This is a genomic window from Rickettsia endosymbiont of Polydrusus tereticollis (assembly GCF_964026385.1).
GTDB lineage: Bacteria > Pseudomonadota > Alphaproteobacteria > Rickettsiales > Rickettsiaceae > Rickettsia.
In genome coordinates, this window is sequence record NZ_OZ032142.1 from 592,527 (window position 1) to 609,697 (window position 17,171).

Here is a 17,171-nt window from a genome sequence, read left to right on the forward strand (position 1 = left end):
CATGATAAATTACTTAAAGTCATTTTTTTTATTTGAGATAATAATGGGTTTGGCTCTAACTTTGAAATATTTGTTTAAGCCAAAGGTTACAATTAATTATCCTTATGAAAAAAGTCCGGTAAGTCCAAGGTTTAAGGGCGAGCATGCACTTAGGCGTTACGAAAACGGCGAAGAGCGTTGTATTGCCTGCAAGCTTTGTGAAGCGATTTGTCCGGCACAAGCGATAATAATAGAAGCGGATGAGCGAGAAGACGGCAGCCGTCGTACTACTCGTTATGATATCGACATGACGAAATGTATTTATTGCGGGCTATGTCAAGAAGCGTGTCCGGTGGATGCAATAGTCGAAGGACCTAATTTTGAGTTTGCTACCCTTACCCATACGGAGTTACTTTATGATAAGGAGCGATTACTACAAAACGGCGATAGGTGGGAGCAAGAATTAGCCGTTAAGCTGCAGCAGGATTACAAATATAGGTAGTATAAGGTTGTATTGTGGTCAAGTTGGCATTGTTGCGTGGCTCGAATTTTTGCAAAGCGTATGGTGTCATTCTAGTTCCTTGATTACGGCATCCAGTCTTTTTATTAAGGTTTTTTCTGGATACCGTGGTCAAGCCCTGTGTTGTACGAACGTTTATTCCGTGGCTTGTCAGCGTTGTTGCACGGATTGAATTTTTGATGTCATTCCCGCGAAAGCGGGAATCTAGAGAATATTTAAGCGAATTATATAGTAAATTTTTATATAATTTTGCTTATTTTAAGTGTTTTTTCTGGATTCCCGCCTTCGCGGGAATGACATACAGCACTTTTTTTGATCCATGCAACAACGCCTTCAGTCGCTCACCATGACGGTTTGGGTATCCACGCAACAAAGCCAAAGCCTCCTCGCCATGAGGTTAACTATAAATTGTAAGAACGCTTAAACAAAAACATTATGCCGATATTTTTTTATTTATTTGCTACACTCATTACTATAAGCAGTGTTTGCGTAGTTTTAAGCAAAAATCCCGTTTATTCGGTGTTGTGGCTAATTTTTGCATTTTGTAACGGCTCCGGATTGATGATACTACTCGGTGCCGAGTTTTTGGCGATGATGCTAATTATTATTTACGTCGGTGCGGTGGCAGTATTATTTTTATTCGTAATAATGATGTTAGATATTAATTTAACCGCCACAATATCGCAGCTAAAGGAAAATTTATTTTTAAGTATCGTGGTGGCATTAGTTATGTTCACCGATTTAATAATTATTATTCTGCTCGGTACTAAAAATATTAACTTTAATTCTGATAAATTATTTGCTATACCGAAGAGTATTACCAATACCGAAGCAATAGGTGCAGTACTTTATACCGATTTTATATTGCCGTTTCAAATTTCTGGTATTATTTTATTTGTGGCGATGATCTCGTGTATTACGCTGACGCTTCGGAAACGTGTAGGAGTAAAACGGCAAAATATAGCAGAGCAAAATAGTAAGAATAAAGCTAACTCTGTATTAATGACTAGCCCTGATTTAAATAAGGGGGTAGAGGGAATTAAGTATAAGTGAGAGTTATGATTTATGTCATTCCCGCGTAGGCGGGAATCCAGTCTTTTTGTCATGCTGAACTTGTTCAGTATCTAATTTAAAGAGGCCCTAAAACAAATCTAGGATGACTTTTTATACTTTTTCTGGATTCCCGCCTATGCAGGAATGACATAAGGAAATGCGAAAATGACACCACAAAATAAGAAGAAAAAAACACCATGAATAATTGTATAGGGCTTGAACATTATCTAATCGTAAGCTGCTTAGTTTTTACTATCGGTATGCTTGGGTTATTTATGCATCGCAAAAATATTATTACGATATTAATGTCGATCGAGTTAATGCTGCTTGCGGTAAATATAAATTTTGTCGCATTTTCCGTATATATGCAAGAATTATCAGGGCAGGTTTTTAGTATAATAATTTTGACGGTTGCAGCTGCCGAGACCTCTATCGGGCTTGCTATATTATTGGTATATTTCCGTAATAAAGGCACGATTGAGGTAGCGGACGTTAATCAGATGAAGGGATAAAATGCAGGGAACTATTGCTTTATTGATTGTAATATTGCCGTTAGCTTCGGCTATTATTAACGGTGCGTTATGCCTGGTAGTAAACAAAAAATATGCGTCTATAATTTCAAGTAGTGCTATAATTATTTCGGCATTATTTTCGTTATACATATTTTATTATACCGGCTTAAATCAAAATATAATACATATCACTTTAGGTAAATGGTTTGAAATTGCTAAATTTAAGGTAAATTGGGCAATTTACGTTGATCAGCTGACTAGCATTATGTTTTTAGTAGTAACATGCGTCTCTAGCGTAGTGCATGTTTATTCGCTTGGCTATATGGCGGAAGATACAGGGCTCCCCAAGTTTCTTTCCTTTCTGTCGTTATTCACCTTCTTTATGTTGATGTTAGTATCAGCCGATAATTTTCTCCAGTTATTTTTTGGCTGGGAAGGAGTCGGGCTTTGCTCATATTTATTAATCGGTTTTTGGTATAAAAAAGAAGCGGCAAATAAAGCGGCTATCAAAGCGTTTATCGTGAATAGGATAGGAGATTTTGCTTTTATCTTAGGCATTATTGCTATTATTTTCTATTGTCGTTCGGCAAATTTTACAGAGGTATTTTTAGCTGCAAAAGGGCTAGCTAATGCTCCGGTTAACTTATTTGGTTTCTTACCTTCAAGGTTAGATATTATATGCCTGCTGTTATTCATCGGCTGTATGGGTAAATCGGCACAAATAGGTTTGCATGTCTGGCTGCCTGATGCAATGGAAGGACCGACGCCGGTATCGGCACTTATTCATGCGGCAACTATGGTAACGGCGGGAGTATTTTTAGTAGCACGCTGTTCTTACTTGTTTGAATATAGCCCGGCTATCTTACAATTTATTACTGTCATCGGCGGTATTACCTGCCTTTTTGCAGCGAGCATTGCGATAGCACAAAGTGATATCAAAAAAATTATTGCTTACTCAACATGTAGCCAGCTCGGTTATATGTTCCTTGCTTGCGGCGTATCTGCTTATAACACTGCCATATTTCATTTGGTTACGCATGCCTTTTTTAAGGCGTTATTATTCTTATCAGCGGGTAGCGTGATCCATGCAATACATGAGCAAGATATATTTAAGATGGGCGGACTTCGTGATAAAATGCCGGTTACTTACGGGAATTTTCTAATAGGCTCGCTTGCTTTAATAGGTATTTACCCATTAGCCGGATTCTATTCTAAAGATTTAATTTTAGAATCAGTTTATAGTGCCGGTTCCTTTATGTTCATATTCGGTATTATTGCGGCAATCTTGACGGCAATTTATTCAATGAAAATCATAATATTAGTATTTCACGGTAAAACCAAATTAGCTCATGACGTTTTTGAACACGCCCATGAGCCGCCGAGTATTATGAATAATCCCCTTACAATACTAGTAGCGGGTAGCTTTTTTTGCGGTATGATCGGTTATTATTTACTATCGATAGATAAACCGGGCGGCTATTTCCATGAGAGTATATTTAGCTTGCATATTTACAGATTATTAATTAACCATCCGCCGTTATATATTAAAATGTTACCGATGGCAGTCGGTATAATAGGAATTATTATAGGTATTTATGTTTACAGGTTAAGGACTGTCACTCCATGGCAAAGTGAGCTTGGCTTCATGGCACGAATTTCCGATGTCATTCCCGCGAAGGCGGGAATCCAGGAAATACAAAAAAGTCATCCTGAATTTATTTCAGGATATATTAAAAAGATGCTGAAACAATTTCGACATGACAAAAAAAGCCTGGATTCCCGCTTTCGCGGGAATGACATCGAAGGTATATCCAAAACTATGCAACAAAGCAGACGAGGTTGTAATATGACACCCTTGAGGTTAACCCGGCATATATTACAAAATAAATATTATTTTGATGAGATTTATGAGCTAGCAATAGTAAAGCCGCTTACCCAAATTAGTCGCTTATTTTACTTTAGTGATCAGAAAATAATTGATCGTTTTGGACCGGAAGGCTTTTCAAGAGTTGTTAATTGTTTTGGCTTTCTAGCAAGCAAAACCCAAACAGGTTATGTTTTTAATTATACGTTATATATAGTATTATTTGTGGTTAGTGTAATTACTTGTTTTATAGGGCTATCTGTTATTTCTGTATGAGTAGAAGCAAAAGCTCTTCTATGTCATTCCCGCGAAGGCGGGAATCCAGAGAATATTTAAACGAATTATATAGTAAATTTTTATATAATTTTGCCTATTTTAAGTGTTTTTTTCTGGATCCCCGCCTTCGCGGGAAGACCTTGTTGCGTGGATCGAATTTTTGGTGTCATACCAGCGAAAGCTGGTATCTAACTTACTAATTTTGTTATATTGTTAAGTAGATTCCCTCTTTCGAGGGAATGACATCGGGAACGTTCATACATTAGAGAGTCAAGCCACGGCATGACAAGCGTTATCCCCTTAAGCTGAAAAAAATATTTTAGAGTTTCAAATGTTAGAATTACCGATTATATCAATTAGTATTTTTCTGCCGTTGATAAGTGCGTTATATATCATATTATTTATTAGTCAGAGCAAAAAGCCGAACAGGCAAATATATACAATGTATGTAGCGGTGCTTAGCTCTGTTTTAACTTTTATCTCAACCATTTATATATTAATAGAATTTAATTCAAAAAATTCCTCTTATCAATTTGTTGAGCGTTATAGCTGGATCGAGAAAATCGGGCTTGAATTCCATGTCGGCGTTGACGGTATATCAATATTATTTGTAGTTTTAACCTCTTTTCTTACGCTTATTTGTATAATAGCTAGCTTATTTACCGTTAAAAAATACATAAAAGAATATTTATTATGTTTTTTATTGATTGAATCCTTTTGTATCGGTGCGTTTACTTCCATAAATTTATTATTATTTTATCTTTTTTTCGAGGTGATACTAATCCCGATGTATATTATTATCGGGATATGGGGAGGAGAAAATAGAGTTTATGCCGCTCTTAAATTCTTTTTATATACTTTCTTCGGTTCAGTGTTTTTCCTGTTATCGTTAATCTATATTTATAGTAAATTTCATAGTTTCAATTTATTAGAGTTGGGCAGCTCACTTGCTAATTTACCGTTACTGGCACAACAATTTTTATGGTGGGCAATTTTTATAGCCTTTGCAGTAAAAATCCCGATGTTGCCGTTTCATACTTGGCTTCCTGATGCTCACGTTCAAGCTCCTACCGCCGGTTCGGTAATACTTGCCGGTATTCTGCTAAAGCTTGGCGGATATGGCTTTTTACGTGTTTTATTGCCTTTGCTGCCCATAGCTTCCAAAGAATTTGCCGTTTATGTGTTAGCTTTGAGTATTTTAGCAATAATATATGCCTCACTTGTTGCGTTAGCACAAAAAGATATGAAAAAAATGATTGCCTATTCATCGGTTGCCCATATGGGGTATGTGACGGCAGGTATTTTTAGCTTTACGGAAGCCGGAATTAAAGGTGCTTTATTTCAGATGCTTAGCCACGGCGTGGTATCTTCTTGCTTATTCTTGATAGTCGGTACTTTATACGAAAGGCTACATACGAAAGAAATAGTGCAATATGGCGGTGTGGCAAGCAAAATGCCGATACTTGCCGTTTTTTTCATGATTGCAATGCTTGGCTCTATAGGTCTACCTGGTAGCAGCGGTTTTATAGGAGAATTTTTAAGTTTACTCGGTATTTATCACGTTAATATATTAGCTGCTTTTGCGGCAGCACTTGGGATAATTCTCGGTGCAATTTATATGCTAAAACTTTACAAAGAAGTAATGCTTGGAGAGATAAACAATAAAGAGATTCTAAGTTTTAAAGATTTATATACCTATGAAATAATTGCGATCGCTCCTTTATGCTTTTTAATTATTTATTTCGGTCTAATGCCAAACTCTATTTTCAAAGTCTTTAATTCGTCCGTACAAAATTTAATAGCTAGGCTCTGTGAATAAAGTTAATCTGTAAAATAAAGATAGATATCGTCATTGCGAGCGACTGTAAGGAACGTGGCAATCCAGAAAATAATAAATTTCATAGCACTTTTTGTCATTTTTTCCTAGATTGCCACGTCAATTACTTCGTAATTTCCTCGCAATGACGTAGATTTTCCAAGGTATCTTTCTTTATTTAGCAATGCCATCTATTTTTTTCTAAAAATTCTTGCATATGACAAGTTAAATGTTATAATTATATTATAAACTGTAAATTATGGAGGTAGTTATGAAAAAACTTGGAAAACAACTTAGTAAAGAAATAGATAAAGGCACCAAGCAATTAGACAAAGAAGCCGATAAATTAGGTAGGGCTGCCGATAAATCTGTTGAAAACAATACAGGCGTTCATGTCAGCCATATTACTAACCCTGATGCCTCCGATCATAAAGAAGCGGTACAAATTGCAAAAGAAAAAACTGGACTTGGCGGTGGAACATCAGAAAACCCTGAGAAGGCAGAGATACACTTAGCCCGGATATTGCATGAAGTGAGATTTAAAGTAAGAAATTGAGTAATTTATAATATTAGCAATGATACTTTTGTAAAAATTTTGCCAAAAAGTGCTTTGAAGCCGTTATTTTCAAATTTTAGATGTAATGCCCCTTACCCCATTTTTTCTAAGCACCGGGAACAGTGCTAATCTAGGTTATTCTAATGCTAATTTCTTCATCACATGATTCCATACCTGTCGGTAAGGATATGATGAAGATAACAAAAACTTAATACGCCTAGTATTACGGATAATTACTACCCCAATTTTTAATAATTTTAAACGTATTGTACCTATTTGTGCTTTTGCTAATGCACTACCTTGTAATAAATTACCTCTGATATATTCTACTAAAGTGTATGCAAGACCCGATAAAATCATTCTGAGCTGATTAGCCCACCATCTATGACAAGAAGTACGATCTGCAAATAATTCTAGTTGTTGCTCTTTTATACGGTTTTCCATATCACCACGACCACAGTAAACTTTGTCGTATAAATCTTCAGGTTTATCTGATAAATTAGTTACTATATACCTTGGATTTTCTCCAAGCATTGTCATTTCTGCCTTACCAATTATTCTACGTTCATGACTCCAACTACCAGCCTTATATGGAAACTCACTAAAAAGACGTTGCTTTTCTTGGGTTATAATAAATGCTGCTTTTGACTTCTCCATTGTAGGTTTCAGTAACTCATTTAGTCTGTTATTTTGGGGCATTCCTACAATATATTTTATATTATGAATATCACACCAATCAAACATCTGATGACGACAAAATCCACTATCACCACGAAAAATAATCTTTACCTCTGGCCAAGCTTGGCGAAAACGTTTTACTAACAATGATAATATTGCCCAAGAATGTTTTGCTTGATCCTGCTTTGACGTCCTAAGATAACTAACTAACAGATGCTTTCCACAAAAAACATACAAAGGTAAAAAGCAATTATGACCGTAATAACCATGATAAAACTTACCTTCCTGTTGCCCATGAATTTCATCATCCGTAGCATCAAAATCAAGTATTAGCTGCTTTGGTACTATTTTATGAGACTTAATAAATTTATCAAGCATTAGTTCATGCACTTTAATTGCAAAGTGTCTATCAGCATTGTTTTCTATACGACATAAGGTAGAACTACTTGCCATATCATCAATTGTTTCCATAGCTGTTTGCATAGCAGGACATTTTCGTAGATAATTGTGGTCATTTAAATCTTCATAACCTAATGCAATACCATAAATTCGTTGCCTCAGCATTGTTGCCATATTATGGGTAATTTTACTACCATCTCGTCTATCAGGAAATATTTTAGCAAGCTCCTCTGTTATACCAAGCCTTTTATCTGCTTCTCTTAATAACAACACACCTCCATCGCTACTAATATCACCTCCAGTGAAATTTATCTCTATTGTCCGATTTTTTACTTTGGAAAACTGGTAACTATATGCTATACAATTTGTCATGACAAAATCCTTTGTATTATTCTAATGAAATACCAGTATTATACAGCTTTACGAGGATTTTGTCTCCTATATCTCATGCAATATCCGGGTTAGCAGGCGATAATGCTGATGCTACACATGAAGGGTAAAACAGAACAATAAAAACGCTATCAACGTCATTCCCGCTTTCGTGGGAATGACCTACAGTGCTTTTTTCGATCCATGCAACGACGCCTTCTGAGAGCCATGCAACCAACACCAGTATCAGCAAGAAATGAAAATAAGAATAGGTATGACATTAAATTTACCAAAAATTATTCCTGAATTTTTACAAAAACACTCTAACGAGAAATTTACAGCTCGCGAGCTTGCCAAAGAAATTTTTAAAAATTATCCTAGAGAATGCGAAGAAAAACGACAAAGAAGTAAAGCAACCAAAATATTATTAATAGATGATAAGGCTTTGATCGAGCAAATTGCAGCTGAGATCGGAAGGCTTTGACCAAGCTTACAGAAGAAGTACCCTCAAATTAAAACGATAGAAGGACGACCTCGTAAATATTACTATACCGAAAAAACCGATATAGAAGAAGCCAAGCAGGCAGAAATCGATACAGAAGAAGTTGAGCAGACAGAGATGTTTAATACTTCTATCTCTTCTTCACAAAACCAGCCTTTGCTAAAAGAAAAAGATTTGTATAGTAAATTATCCACATATTTACACTCAGAGCTCAATATATATAGTCATCGCATTAACGAAAAACGTTCAGCCAACAAGCGTGGGCGGAACGGTAATAAATGGTTATATCCCGATATTGTTGGAGTAGAAGATCTAAGTACTGATTGGAATCGTGAAATCAAAGATTGTGTAAGGGAATATTTTAACAAAAAAACAAAATTAACCTCATATGAAGTAAAAACATTCATTAATCCGGTCAATGTTCGTGAAGTATTTTTTCAAGCTGTTAGCAATTCTTCTTGGGCTAATTTGGGATATTTAGTTACCACAGAAATTCAAGGTAAAAATACAATAAAAGAACTAACAATACTATGCAACTTACATGGGATTGGTGTTATTGAGCTTAATATAGATGACCCTTTAGAAAGCTATATTAAAATTCCGGCAAAAGAACGGCAAGAAATAGACTGGGATACGGCGAACCGTTTAGCTAAAGAAAATACGGATTTTCGTAATTATATTGAACAGATATGTCACTTTTATAAAACGGGTCATTCTAAATACCTCAAACCTAATATACAATCAGAATAGTATCCTTTACCTATCCCCTTGATATTAGACAAACATCGTTGCATGGACCAAGAAATTAATAAAAATCCGTCATTGCGAAGCCACGAAAGAATTGTTGCATGGAGCAAGAAAAGTGCTATATGTCATTCTAGCTAAAAGCAGGAATCCAGAAAAAACACTTAAAATAAGTAAAATTATATAAAAATTTACTATATAATTTGCTTAAATATTCTCTAGATTCCCACTTTTAGCTAGAATGACATCAAAAATTCGAGCCATGCAACAACGCTAGCCACGAAGTGGCTGTGGCAATTTAATAAAATAATAGCCATCCTGAATTTATTTCAGGTTCTACAAAAAAGATGCCGGAACGAGTTCGGCATGACAAAAATTGGATTGCTGCACTCCTTTCAGTCGCTCGCAATAACGTTTGGGCAAGTTCTAGAGCCATGCAATAATGCCTTTGTGCCTTCTCAATGACGGGGTTTTTCGAGCCATGCAGCAAAGCCTACTATCTACAAAAATTAATATCTGATAAAAATGGTGCCGAGAGCTAACTTCAGTCGTTGTATAAACAACCTCCTCTACCTTTTATGCATATATAAAAGATAGAGGGCTCCCGGCATAAAAACCAAGATTTTTTAAAGTTGGTATTATCAACGATGGAAGTTAAGCATCATTAGATTAGGTGTGATACCTAAGTAATAGCAATAGTCAAGTAATAAATTAATTTATAGTATTAAAAATACCGAAAACCGTTGCTAGTGAAATTTACCCTTTATTTAAAATCTGACCAGATGCGGTTTTTAGCAATATAAAATAATATAGTAAATACTACTAAAAACATCATTACTTTAAGTCCCATAGATTTACGGTGTTCCATTTCCGGCTCCGCCGCCCATTGCAAAAATACGGCAACGTCTCTACTCATTTGCTCAACAGTTGCAGGCGTGCCGTCTATATAAGTCACTTGCCCGTTTGTGAGTGGCGGCGGCATAGCAATTTGATCATTGGCAAAATATGGGTTATAGCTTAGCCCCGACATTAATTTAAAGCCGGCAGGTGCATCGGCATAACCGGTAAGTAGAGAATATAAATAATCGGCTCCATCATGACGGGCTTTAATAATCAATGACAAATCCGGCGGATAAGCACCGTTATTTGCGGCTCTTGCTGCTTGCTCATTTGGATAGGGCTGCACAAAATGATCAGCCGGCAAAGCGGGTCTATCAAACATTTCACCCTCATCGTTCGGACCGTCCTTAACAGTGTAACCTTTGGCTATTTCCTTTATTTCATCTTCGGAAAAGCCGATATCTTTCAAGTTCCGGTAAGATAAATTATATAGTCCGTGGCAAACGCTACATACTTCTTTATAAACCTGAAAGCCCCTTTGGGCTGCCTCACGGTCAACACTACCGAACACTCCATCAAACGGCCAATTCATCTTTTTCGGCGGCAAAGCTTCGTTGGCTAGCGTAATCTGAGATATCAACAATATAAAAATAGAAATGATAAATTTAACTTGCATAAACGAATTATTTTAAAATATTCAGCAACTCAAAAAAAATAATATAAACAAATATAATAATAAGAGTAATTAATAAACTTTGCTTGCGATATATTATCTTAAAATTCATTTTTGTATCCCATGAAGTATTTTGAAATTTGATTAACTTCTTATAAGATAAAAATGTTGGTATCAAACTGATAATAGGAATTCCTAATGCCATACCTTTTAATAACACTAAGAATTCGCGTTTAATAAGTCTAATAAGGCTTGGTTCCATATTATTTGATTCTAATACTTTTATACCTAATATTTTTTTTCCCAGCGTATTACCAAAATAATGCATTAAAAATGCATTAACAAATAACCATATATAAGTTGTTACCACCCACTGTATAAAATAGTTATTATTTAATTTATCTTTAATTGTGTAAAAATAATTTACAGAAAAAGCATAATTAATTATTTTTAATGTTAAATTAACCAAATACCAATAAAAAAGGCAATCAACGCCTCTAGCAAAAAATCTTCTCCATGCATAGGAAGCTGTTACTTTTTGTGGTTCAGCCCAGTTTGTTTGTTTCATAATATTCTTCTCTATAAATGTCGTTCCTACGCTTATAACTATCACATCATTATAAGAGGCTTTTATAACTCCTCCGGTAGCGGTAACGGCTTTTCGTATTTGCTAATTAACGGCAATGCGACTAAAAAATGAAAGAAATAATAGCTTGCAGCAAAACGACTTAACGTAATATACGGCTCTTCTGCCGGTTGACCGCCTAAATAACCGAGCAGTAAACAATCCGCAATAAATATCCAGAAAGCAATGCGATAGATAGGTCGGTAATTGCTACTCCTTACCTTTGAGCTATCAAGCCAAGGCAGAACAAATAACACAAATATACTTGAAAACATTAGCAATACCCCGCCAAGCTTTGACGGCACGGCTCGCAATATTGCATAGAAGGGTAAAAAATACCATTCAGGGACGATATGTGCCGGCGTTACTAACGGGTTCGCCGGTATGTAATTATCGGGATGTCCTAGATAATTCGGCTGATAAAAGATAAAATAGGCAAATATTATAAAATAAACGCCGAATCCGACAAAATCCTTAACAGTATAATATGGATGAAAAGGAATAGTATCTTTAGGGGTCTTAACATCAATCCCCTTGGGGTTATTCGAGCCGTGTCGGTGCAGAGCAACGATATGCAATAACACAAGTGCAACAATAATAAACGGCAGCAAATAATGCAGTGCAAAGAATCTATTAAGAGTGGGGTTATCAACCGAGAATCCACCCCACAACCAAGTAACTATTGATTTGCCGACAAACGGAATGGCCGAAAATAAATTAGTAATTACCGTTGCTCCCCAGTAACTCATTTGCCCCCAAGGGAGTACATAGCCCATAAAAGCGGTTGCCATCATGGTTAGGAAAATAATAATGCCGATATGCCAAAGCAATTCACGTGGTGCTTTGTATGAACCGTAATATAGCCCTCGACAAATATGTAAATACACGGCAGCGAAAAACATCGAAGCCCCGACTGCATGTGCATAACGTATCAACCAGCCATAATTAACGTTGCGCATTATTTTCTCGACACTATCAAATGCATAATCGACATGAGGCGTATAGTGCATCGCCAAAACTACGCCGGTAATTATTTGAATTACTAACGCAATGCCGGCTATCGAGCCTAAATTCCACAAATAACTTAAATTTTTAGGAGTTTGATACTGGCTAAAATGTTTTAAAAAGGAAAAAATGGGTAATCTATAGTCGATCCATTCTATTATTGAGCCAGAAGATTTTTCCGGAGTATTATTTTCGTGCATAAATAATTATCCGATTCTGATTTTTTTATCACTGATAAAGCTATAAGGCGGGATTGCTAAATTTAACGGTGCAGGACCTCTACGAACTCTACCGGAAGAATCATATTGCGAACCGTGGCACGGGCAAAACCAGCCGTCATACTCACCTTGATTAGCCAAGGGAACGCATCCCAAATGCGTACAAATGCCGATAGTTACTAGCCAATTATCATGCCCAGCCTTAACTCTATCTTGATCCGCTTCGGGGTCGATCAGCTCCGACATTTTAACATTTCTTGCTTCGGTGATTTTATCAGGAGTGCGATTAGTAATAAAAACAGGTTTTCCTTGCCATTTCACGGTAACAGTCTGACCTGCCGCAATATTAGATAAATCAACTTCAATTGACGACAAAGCCAGCACATCGGCAGAAGGATTTAAGGAATCAATTAACGGCCACGCAGTACAAACCGCTCCGACCGCTGCTATACCGGTAGCGGATAGCACCATAAAGTCCCTACGTGTCTGCTTATCCAGCTCGTCTTTCAATAATTGCTCTGTCATTTCAGATAATGTCATATTTTAATATTTGTACTTGGATTAAAAAAGTACGATGTCATGCCGTGACTTGTACCTCTGTTGTTGCATGGATCGAAAAAAGTGCTGTATGTCATTCCCGCGAAGGCGGGAATCCAGAGAATATTTAAGCGAATTATATAGTAAATTTTTATATAATTTTACTTATTTTAAGTGTTTTTTCTGGATTCCTGCTTTCGCAGGAATGACATCAAAAATTCGAGTCACGCAACAACGCCTTTAGTCGCTTGCAATGACGTTTGGGGTATCCACGCAACAACGCAAGTACAAGCCTCGGTATGACATCGATAGTTAATAATTTTTATAGCCTGCAACAAAAATATACTTTACTGGTTATTATTACTGGTATTACCCGAGTCATAAGGATTTACTACAGGAGTAGCAGGTTCCGGTATTGTTCCGTCAGGTTGGCTTTGTATAAGCTTATCCATGCCTTGTTGCAATTGCTGCTCACCCGTACCCTCTCTAACTTCATATTTTCCCGGATCGCCCAAACAATTCCAAAATCTAACAAGATGATTCCAGTCGGCTCCGAGTTTTGGAGTACAATTTTGAGCAGCTGCTTTTGTCTGTTCCAACTCCTCTGAAACAGTTTTAGTTACATAATCTATAAACCCTATATCGTCAAGCCCTTTTGCTACATAATATAGTACGATTAACGATGTAATTGCCACCATTAAGTACCATTTGCTAATAATACCCCAGAGAAACAGTCCCATAGGGTTAGCCGCAATTAGCCTTCTTAAAGCTTGCCACATAAATTTTTTCTCAACTCTCAACAATTATAAATATATTCTAAAATATTTTATACTATCACTTTAATAAAACAAAGAAAAATAATTTTATACACTTTAAATATTGTAAATATTTCTAATTAAATACGCAGATAAAAAAAATAAAATCGGTAAAAATATTAAATTGATTCCGGTCATAATAAAAATCAATCCCAAATTATCATTTATATTATTATTTTGCAAAATTAAACCGGTCATTATTACACTCGGTATTAATAAAGGCATAATAAACGTACCGAGAAAATTAGTATTAGTCCTAAAATAGCTTTGCATACTACTTGATAAAACGATTAAAGCACTTGCTAACATGAATAAAAGGCATAAACTGATAAACAAATGTATAATTTCCAATAGTTGCAAGCTAAAGAAAATGTAAATAACCGGTATAACTAAAATTATACCTATAAAACTACTTATCAATATAGCACAAAATTTAGCTAATATAATCTTTTCTGAATTAAAGTTTGATAGCAATAACTCTAAACTACCGTCTTCTAAATCAGATTTAAATAAAAGCGGCGTAAAACCGATTAACGAAATTAATAAACAAATTACCGAGAAAACTAAACCGAATTTTTTAATATCCTCTTGGCTATTAATCAAACTAGTGCTAATAGTACAAAATAAAAAAAATACAACAAGATATTTAGTAATATTGTTAATACGATTTTGTACCAATAATTCCCACTTAATCAATAAAAACAAATTTTTCATGATTAATTTTAATATATTTAATTAATTTAAAAAATTGTAAAGTGTTCGGTGTCATGCCCTGGTCAAGCCAGCCTTGTTGCATAGATCGATTTTACCTCGTCATTGCGAGGAGGTACGTAGTACCGACGTGGCAATCCAGGCTATCCCGAATATATGAGGGATTTAATTAGAATACTAAACAAGTTTAGTATAAAAATTTATTTAACTGGATTGCCACGCTCCTTTCAGTCGCTCGCAATGACGGATTTATTAATTTCTCGATCCACGCAACAACGTTCAGCAACAGCGGAAATGACATAGAACATGCTGTTTATAATAATATATAAATTAAAATAATTAATAACAGCAATACCGTAAATATGCTAGTTTGTTGATTATGAAAAGCAGTTATTTTACTTAAAATATTTTGTATATAAGGCTTTAGGTAAGAATATTGTTTATCCTCTTCATGATTAATATCTTTTTTCTTATATCTGCCGGCAAAATACCGTAGAGTTATCTCGATTAATTGGAATAAATCAAGGCTAATATACTCGCTTGATATTCTTGGGATTTTTCTAAATATTAAGGCTGAAATTGCCGAAATTATTATAACGCCTATTTGTTTAATTATATCTGATCGCTGTGTGCTCAGTATCTCAAGCGGGTAGTCTTGCCAGGTAATCAATAATATTTGCGGTAATAATAAGCAAATAATCATCGTAATACTAAACATGATGAAAAGACTAAAATTTGCCAAAAACTTTGTAGAATTAGAGAAGGCTTTTGATAAAAACCCATGTTCTAAAAATATTGAGAATAATATTATACAAGTAGATATTTTTAAAAAGAGTACGGCATAATAACTAACGTTACACTCTATTAGGTTCATTAGAGCAATTTTGGTGGCGAAAGTAGCAAATAGCGGTAAACCGGCAGCTATTGCTATACCAAATATTAAACTAATTAATAATATAGGATGTTGTAATAATGAGATATTTTTAAGTTCGGAATAATTTTTTATATTTTGCGAATCGGTAATTACGGCGATATATAGAGCAAGTAAGCCGTTATATAATATATGAATAAAGAGAAAACTAATAACGGCATAGGTTAGCATATTCGAGTTTGTTCCGATAGCTATTACTATAAAACCAAGCTGTGCAATAGTAAGATAACATAATAATCTCTTAAGATTCTGCTCAATTAAAGCATATATCATGCCGTATATAATCATTGCTATGCCGAAGAATTTTAGCATAATAAAGCCGCTAAATAACTTAAGCAAGATTATTGCCGCAACTTTGCTGGTAAAACTAATTAAATATATAAAGCCTGAACCGGAAGCAGTAGGGTAGCAGTTAACTATCCAGCCGGTGAAAAATACACAACCGACATTGATCAAGCAGCCCGTAAGTATCAATATTGCCGGCAAATTATAGTTACTTGCAAACTCTGTTAAAGAGATAATTTTATTGTCGTTAGTTTTAGCAATTATCAAGCTAATACCGATAAGAATCAACCCGCTACTAAATAGATGAGTAAGAAAATATTGCCTTACGGCTTGCATATTATTTAAGCGTTCGCCGTAAAAAATAAGTATACAGGCAAATATGGTCATGAATTCGAGGAAGATAAGCATAGAAATAAAATCGCCGGCAAATAAGCAAGCAAGCGAAGATAAACAATATAAACTGCCTATTAAAACTTCAACTTTTCTATTTTGACTAAATGCATATAAACCGGTAACCGCTGCAATAATTAAAAATGCTAGTGCTATTAACTTATTTTGCGAACTGAAATCGAAGATAAGAGTAAAACTAGTTAGCGAAATTTGAAGAATGTTATCTGTTATCTGCATTAAGATTTATGTTATTCCTGCGAAGGCGGAGTGTTGTTGTATGGTTCTAAAAAAGTACCATATGTCATTCCCGCGAAGGCGGGAATCCAGAAAAAAATATTTTTAAGTCATCCTGAATTTATTTCAGTATCTACTAAAAAAGATGCTGAAACGAGTTCAGCATGACAAAAAAAGTCTAGATTCCCGCCTTCGCGGGAATGACACCGTACGCTTTGCAAAAATTCGAGCCATGCAATAACGCTCCGTCTGAACTAGAATGGCATCGAAAAAGATGTATCAATTATTAATCCCATTTTTGATACAACTTTTTAATGTCTACTCTAGTACTGCGTCTTATATCATCAATATCTTTTATAAATTGTTCTGCATCGTCAGGATCAAGTTTAGGAGCATTCTTTAAAAACTCCTTTAGAGTACCTGTCGGTACAGGAGGTTTGTTTTCTATAGGTGAGATCCTTGCTACTATATTATGCCCTTTTTGAATATCAAAACTTTCTCCTTTATAATAAACCCTGTTCATAATATCTGAAAAAGAACGTACTACCTCTGTTGCTCTAATAATTTGTGCCATTTGTTACCTCGAAATAATATCATATTTACATATTATATGATTATATACTTTTTAAGTAAAGTGCA

17 protein-coding genes are annotated in these 17,171 nt (G+C 35.2%); 8 read left to right on the plus strand and 9 right to left on the minus strand.

The genetic code is table 11. From position 1 onward, the window contains the following. The first annotated feature begins 1 nt into the window (after position 1). The 6 genes from nuoI to AAGD48_RS02705 all read left to right on the plus strand — a co-directional run bounded on the left by nuoI (position 2) and on the right by AAGD48_RS02705 (position 6,576). A complete protein-coding gene (nuoI, locus tag AAGD48_RS02680; RefSeq protein ID WP_341790353.1) occupies positions 2-481 on the plus strand; it encodes an NADH-quinone oxidoreductase subunit NuoI in 480 nt (159 codons plus the stop codon). Between the two features lie 453 nt (positions 482-934). Further along, positions 935-1,552, plus strand: a complete 618-nt coding sequence (locus AAGD48_RS02685; RefSeq protein ID WP_341790354.1) for an NADH-quinone oxidoreductase subunit J — start codon at positions 935-937, stop codon at positions 1,550-1,552. A gap of 197 nt (positions 1,553-1,749) precedes the next feature. After that, positions 1,750-2,064, plus strand: a complete 315-nt coding sequence (nuoK, locus tag AAGD48_RS02690; protein ID WP_341790355.1) for an NADH-quinone oxidoreductase subunit NuoK — start codon at positions 1,750-1,752, stop codon at positions 2,062-2,064. Between the two features lies 1 nt (position 2,065). Next, on the plus strand, positions 2,066-4,204 hold the full coding sequence (gene nuoL, locus AAGD48_RS02695; RefSeq protein WP_341790356.1) for an NADH-quinone oxidoreductase subunit L: 2,139 nt from the start codon (positions 2,066-2,068) through the stop codon (positions 4,202-4,204). A gap of 331 nt (positions 4,205-4,535) precedes the next feature. After that, positions 4,536-6,023: an NADH-quinone oxidoreductase subunit M gene (locus tag AAGD48_RS02700; protein WP_341790357.1), complete on the plus strand. Its 1,488-nt coding sequence runs from the start codon at positions 4,536-4,538 to the stop codon at positions 6,021-6,023. Positions 6,024-6,291: 268 nt separating this feature from the next. Beyond that, complete coding sequence (locus AAGD48_RS02705; RefSeq protein WP_341790358.1) at positions 6,292-6,576, plus strand: hypothetical protein; 285 nt, start codon at positions 6,292-6,294, stop codon at positions 6,574-6,576. A gap of 135 nt (positions 6,577-6,711) precedes the next feature. Here AAGD48_RS02705 and AAGD48_RS02710 read toward each other — a convergent pair whose 3' ends face one another. Then, entirely contained in the window at positions 6,712-8,025 is a 1,314-nt protein-coding gene (locus tag AAGD48_RS02710) for an IS1380 family transposase (protein ID WP_341789277.1), read from the minus strand. A 253-nt stretch (positions 8,026-8,278) separates the two neighbouring features. Between AAGD48_RS02710 and AAGD48_RS02715 the strand changes: the two genes are divergently transcribed. Continuing rightward, on the plus strand, positions 8,279-8,506 hold the full coding sequence (locus AAGD48_RS02715; protein WP_341790359.1) for a hypothetical protein: 228 nt from the start codon (positions 8,279-8,281) through the stop codon (positions 8,504-8,506). A gap of 135 nt (positions 8,507-8,641) precedes the next feature. Then, a complete protein-coding gene (locus tag AAGD48_RS02720; RefSeq protein ID WP_341790360.1) occupies positions 8,642-9,274 on the plus strand; it encodes a hypothetical protein in 633 nt (210 codons plus the stop codon). 757 nt (positions 9,275-10,031) lie between these two features. Here AAGD48_RS02720 and AAGD48_RS02725 read toward each other — a convergent pair. The 8 genes from AAGD48_RS02725 to AAGD48_RS02760 all read right to left on the minus strand — a co-directional run bounded on the left by AAGD48_RS02725 (position 10,032) and on the right by AAGD48_RS02760 (position 17,106). Continuing rightward, the gene (locus AAGD48_RS02725; RefSeq protein ID WP_341790361.1) at positions 10,032-10,784 is read right to left on the minus strand and encodes a cytochrome c1; all 753 of its coding nucleotides are present in this window, start codon (positions 10,782-10,784) and stop codon (positions 10,032-10,034) included. Between the two features lie 7 nt (positions 10,785-10,791). After that, a complete protein-coding gene (locus AAGD48_RS02730; protein ID WP_341790362.1) occupies positions 10,792-11,349 on the minus strand; it encodes an RDD family protein in 558 nt (185 codons plus the stop codon). A gap of 62 nt (positions 11,350-11,411) precedes the next feature. Continuing rightward, complete coding sequence (locus tag AAGD48_RS02735; RefSeq protein ID WP_341790363.1) at positions 11,412-12,611, minus strand: cytochrome b; 1,200 nt, start codon at positions 12,609-12,611, stop codon at positions 11,412-11,414. Between the two features lie 6 nt (positions 12,612-12,617). Beyond that, a complete protein-coding gene (gene petA / locus AAGD48_RS02740; RefSeq protein WP_410526023.1) occupies positions 12,618-13,169 on the minus strand; it encodes a ubiquinol-cytochrome c reductase iron-sulfur subunit in 552 nt (183 codons plus the stop codon). Positions 13,170-13,513: 344 nt separating this feature from the next. Next, the gene (locus AAGD48_RS02745; RefSeq protein ID WP_341790364.1) at positions 13,514-13,945 is read right to left on the minus strand and encodes a DUF2670 domain-containing protein; all 432 of its coding nucleotides are present in this window, start codon (positions 13,943-13,945) and stop codon (positions 13,514-13,516) included. Positions 13,946-14,038: 93 nt separating this feature from the next. Next, positions 14,039-14,695 (minus strand): heme exporter protein CcmB, encoded by a 657-nt coding sequence (locus tag AAGD48_RS02750; RefSeq protein ID WP_341790365.1) that lies wholly within the window; start codon positions 14,693-14,695, stop codon positions 14,039-14,041. A 310-nt stretch (positions 14,696-15,005) separates the two neighbouring features. After that, on the minus strand, positions 15,006-16,535 hold the full coding sequence (locus AAGD48_RS02755; protein WP_341790366.1) for a proton-conducting transporter membrane subunit: 1,530 nt from the start codon (positions 16,533-16,535) through the stop codon (positions 15,006-15,008). A 283-nt stretch (positions 16,536-16,818) separates the two neighbouring features. Beyond that, on the minus strand, positions 16,819-17,106 hold the full coding sequence (locus AAGD48_RS02760) for an antitoxin (RefSeq protein ID WP_341790367.1): 288 nt from the start codon (positions 17,104-17,106) through the stop codon (positions 16,819-16,821). Between the last annotated feature and the right edge of the window lie 65 nt (positions 17,107-17,171).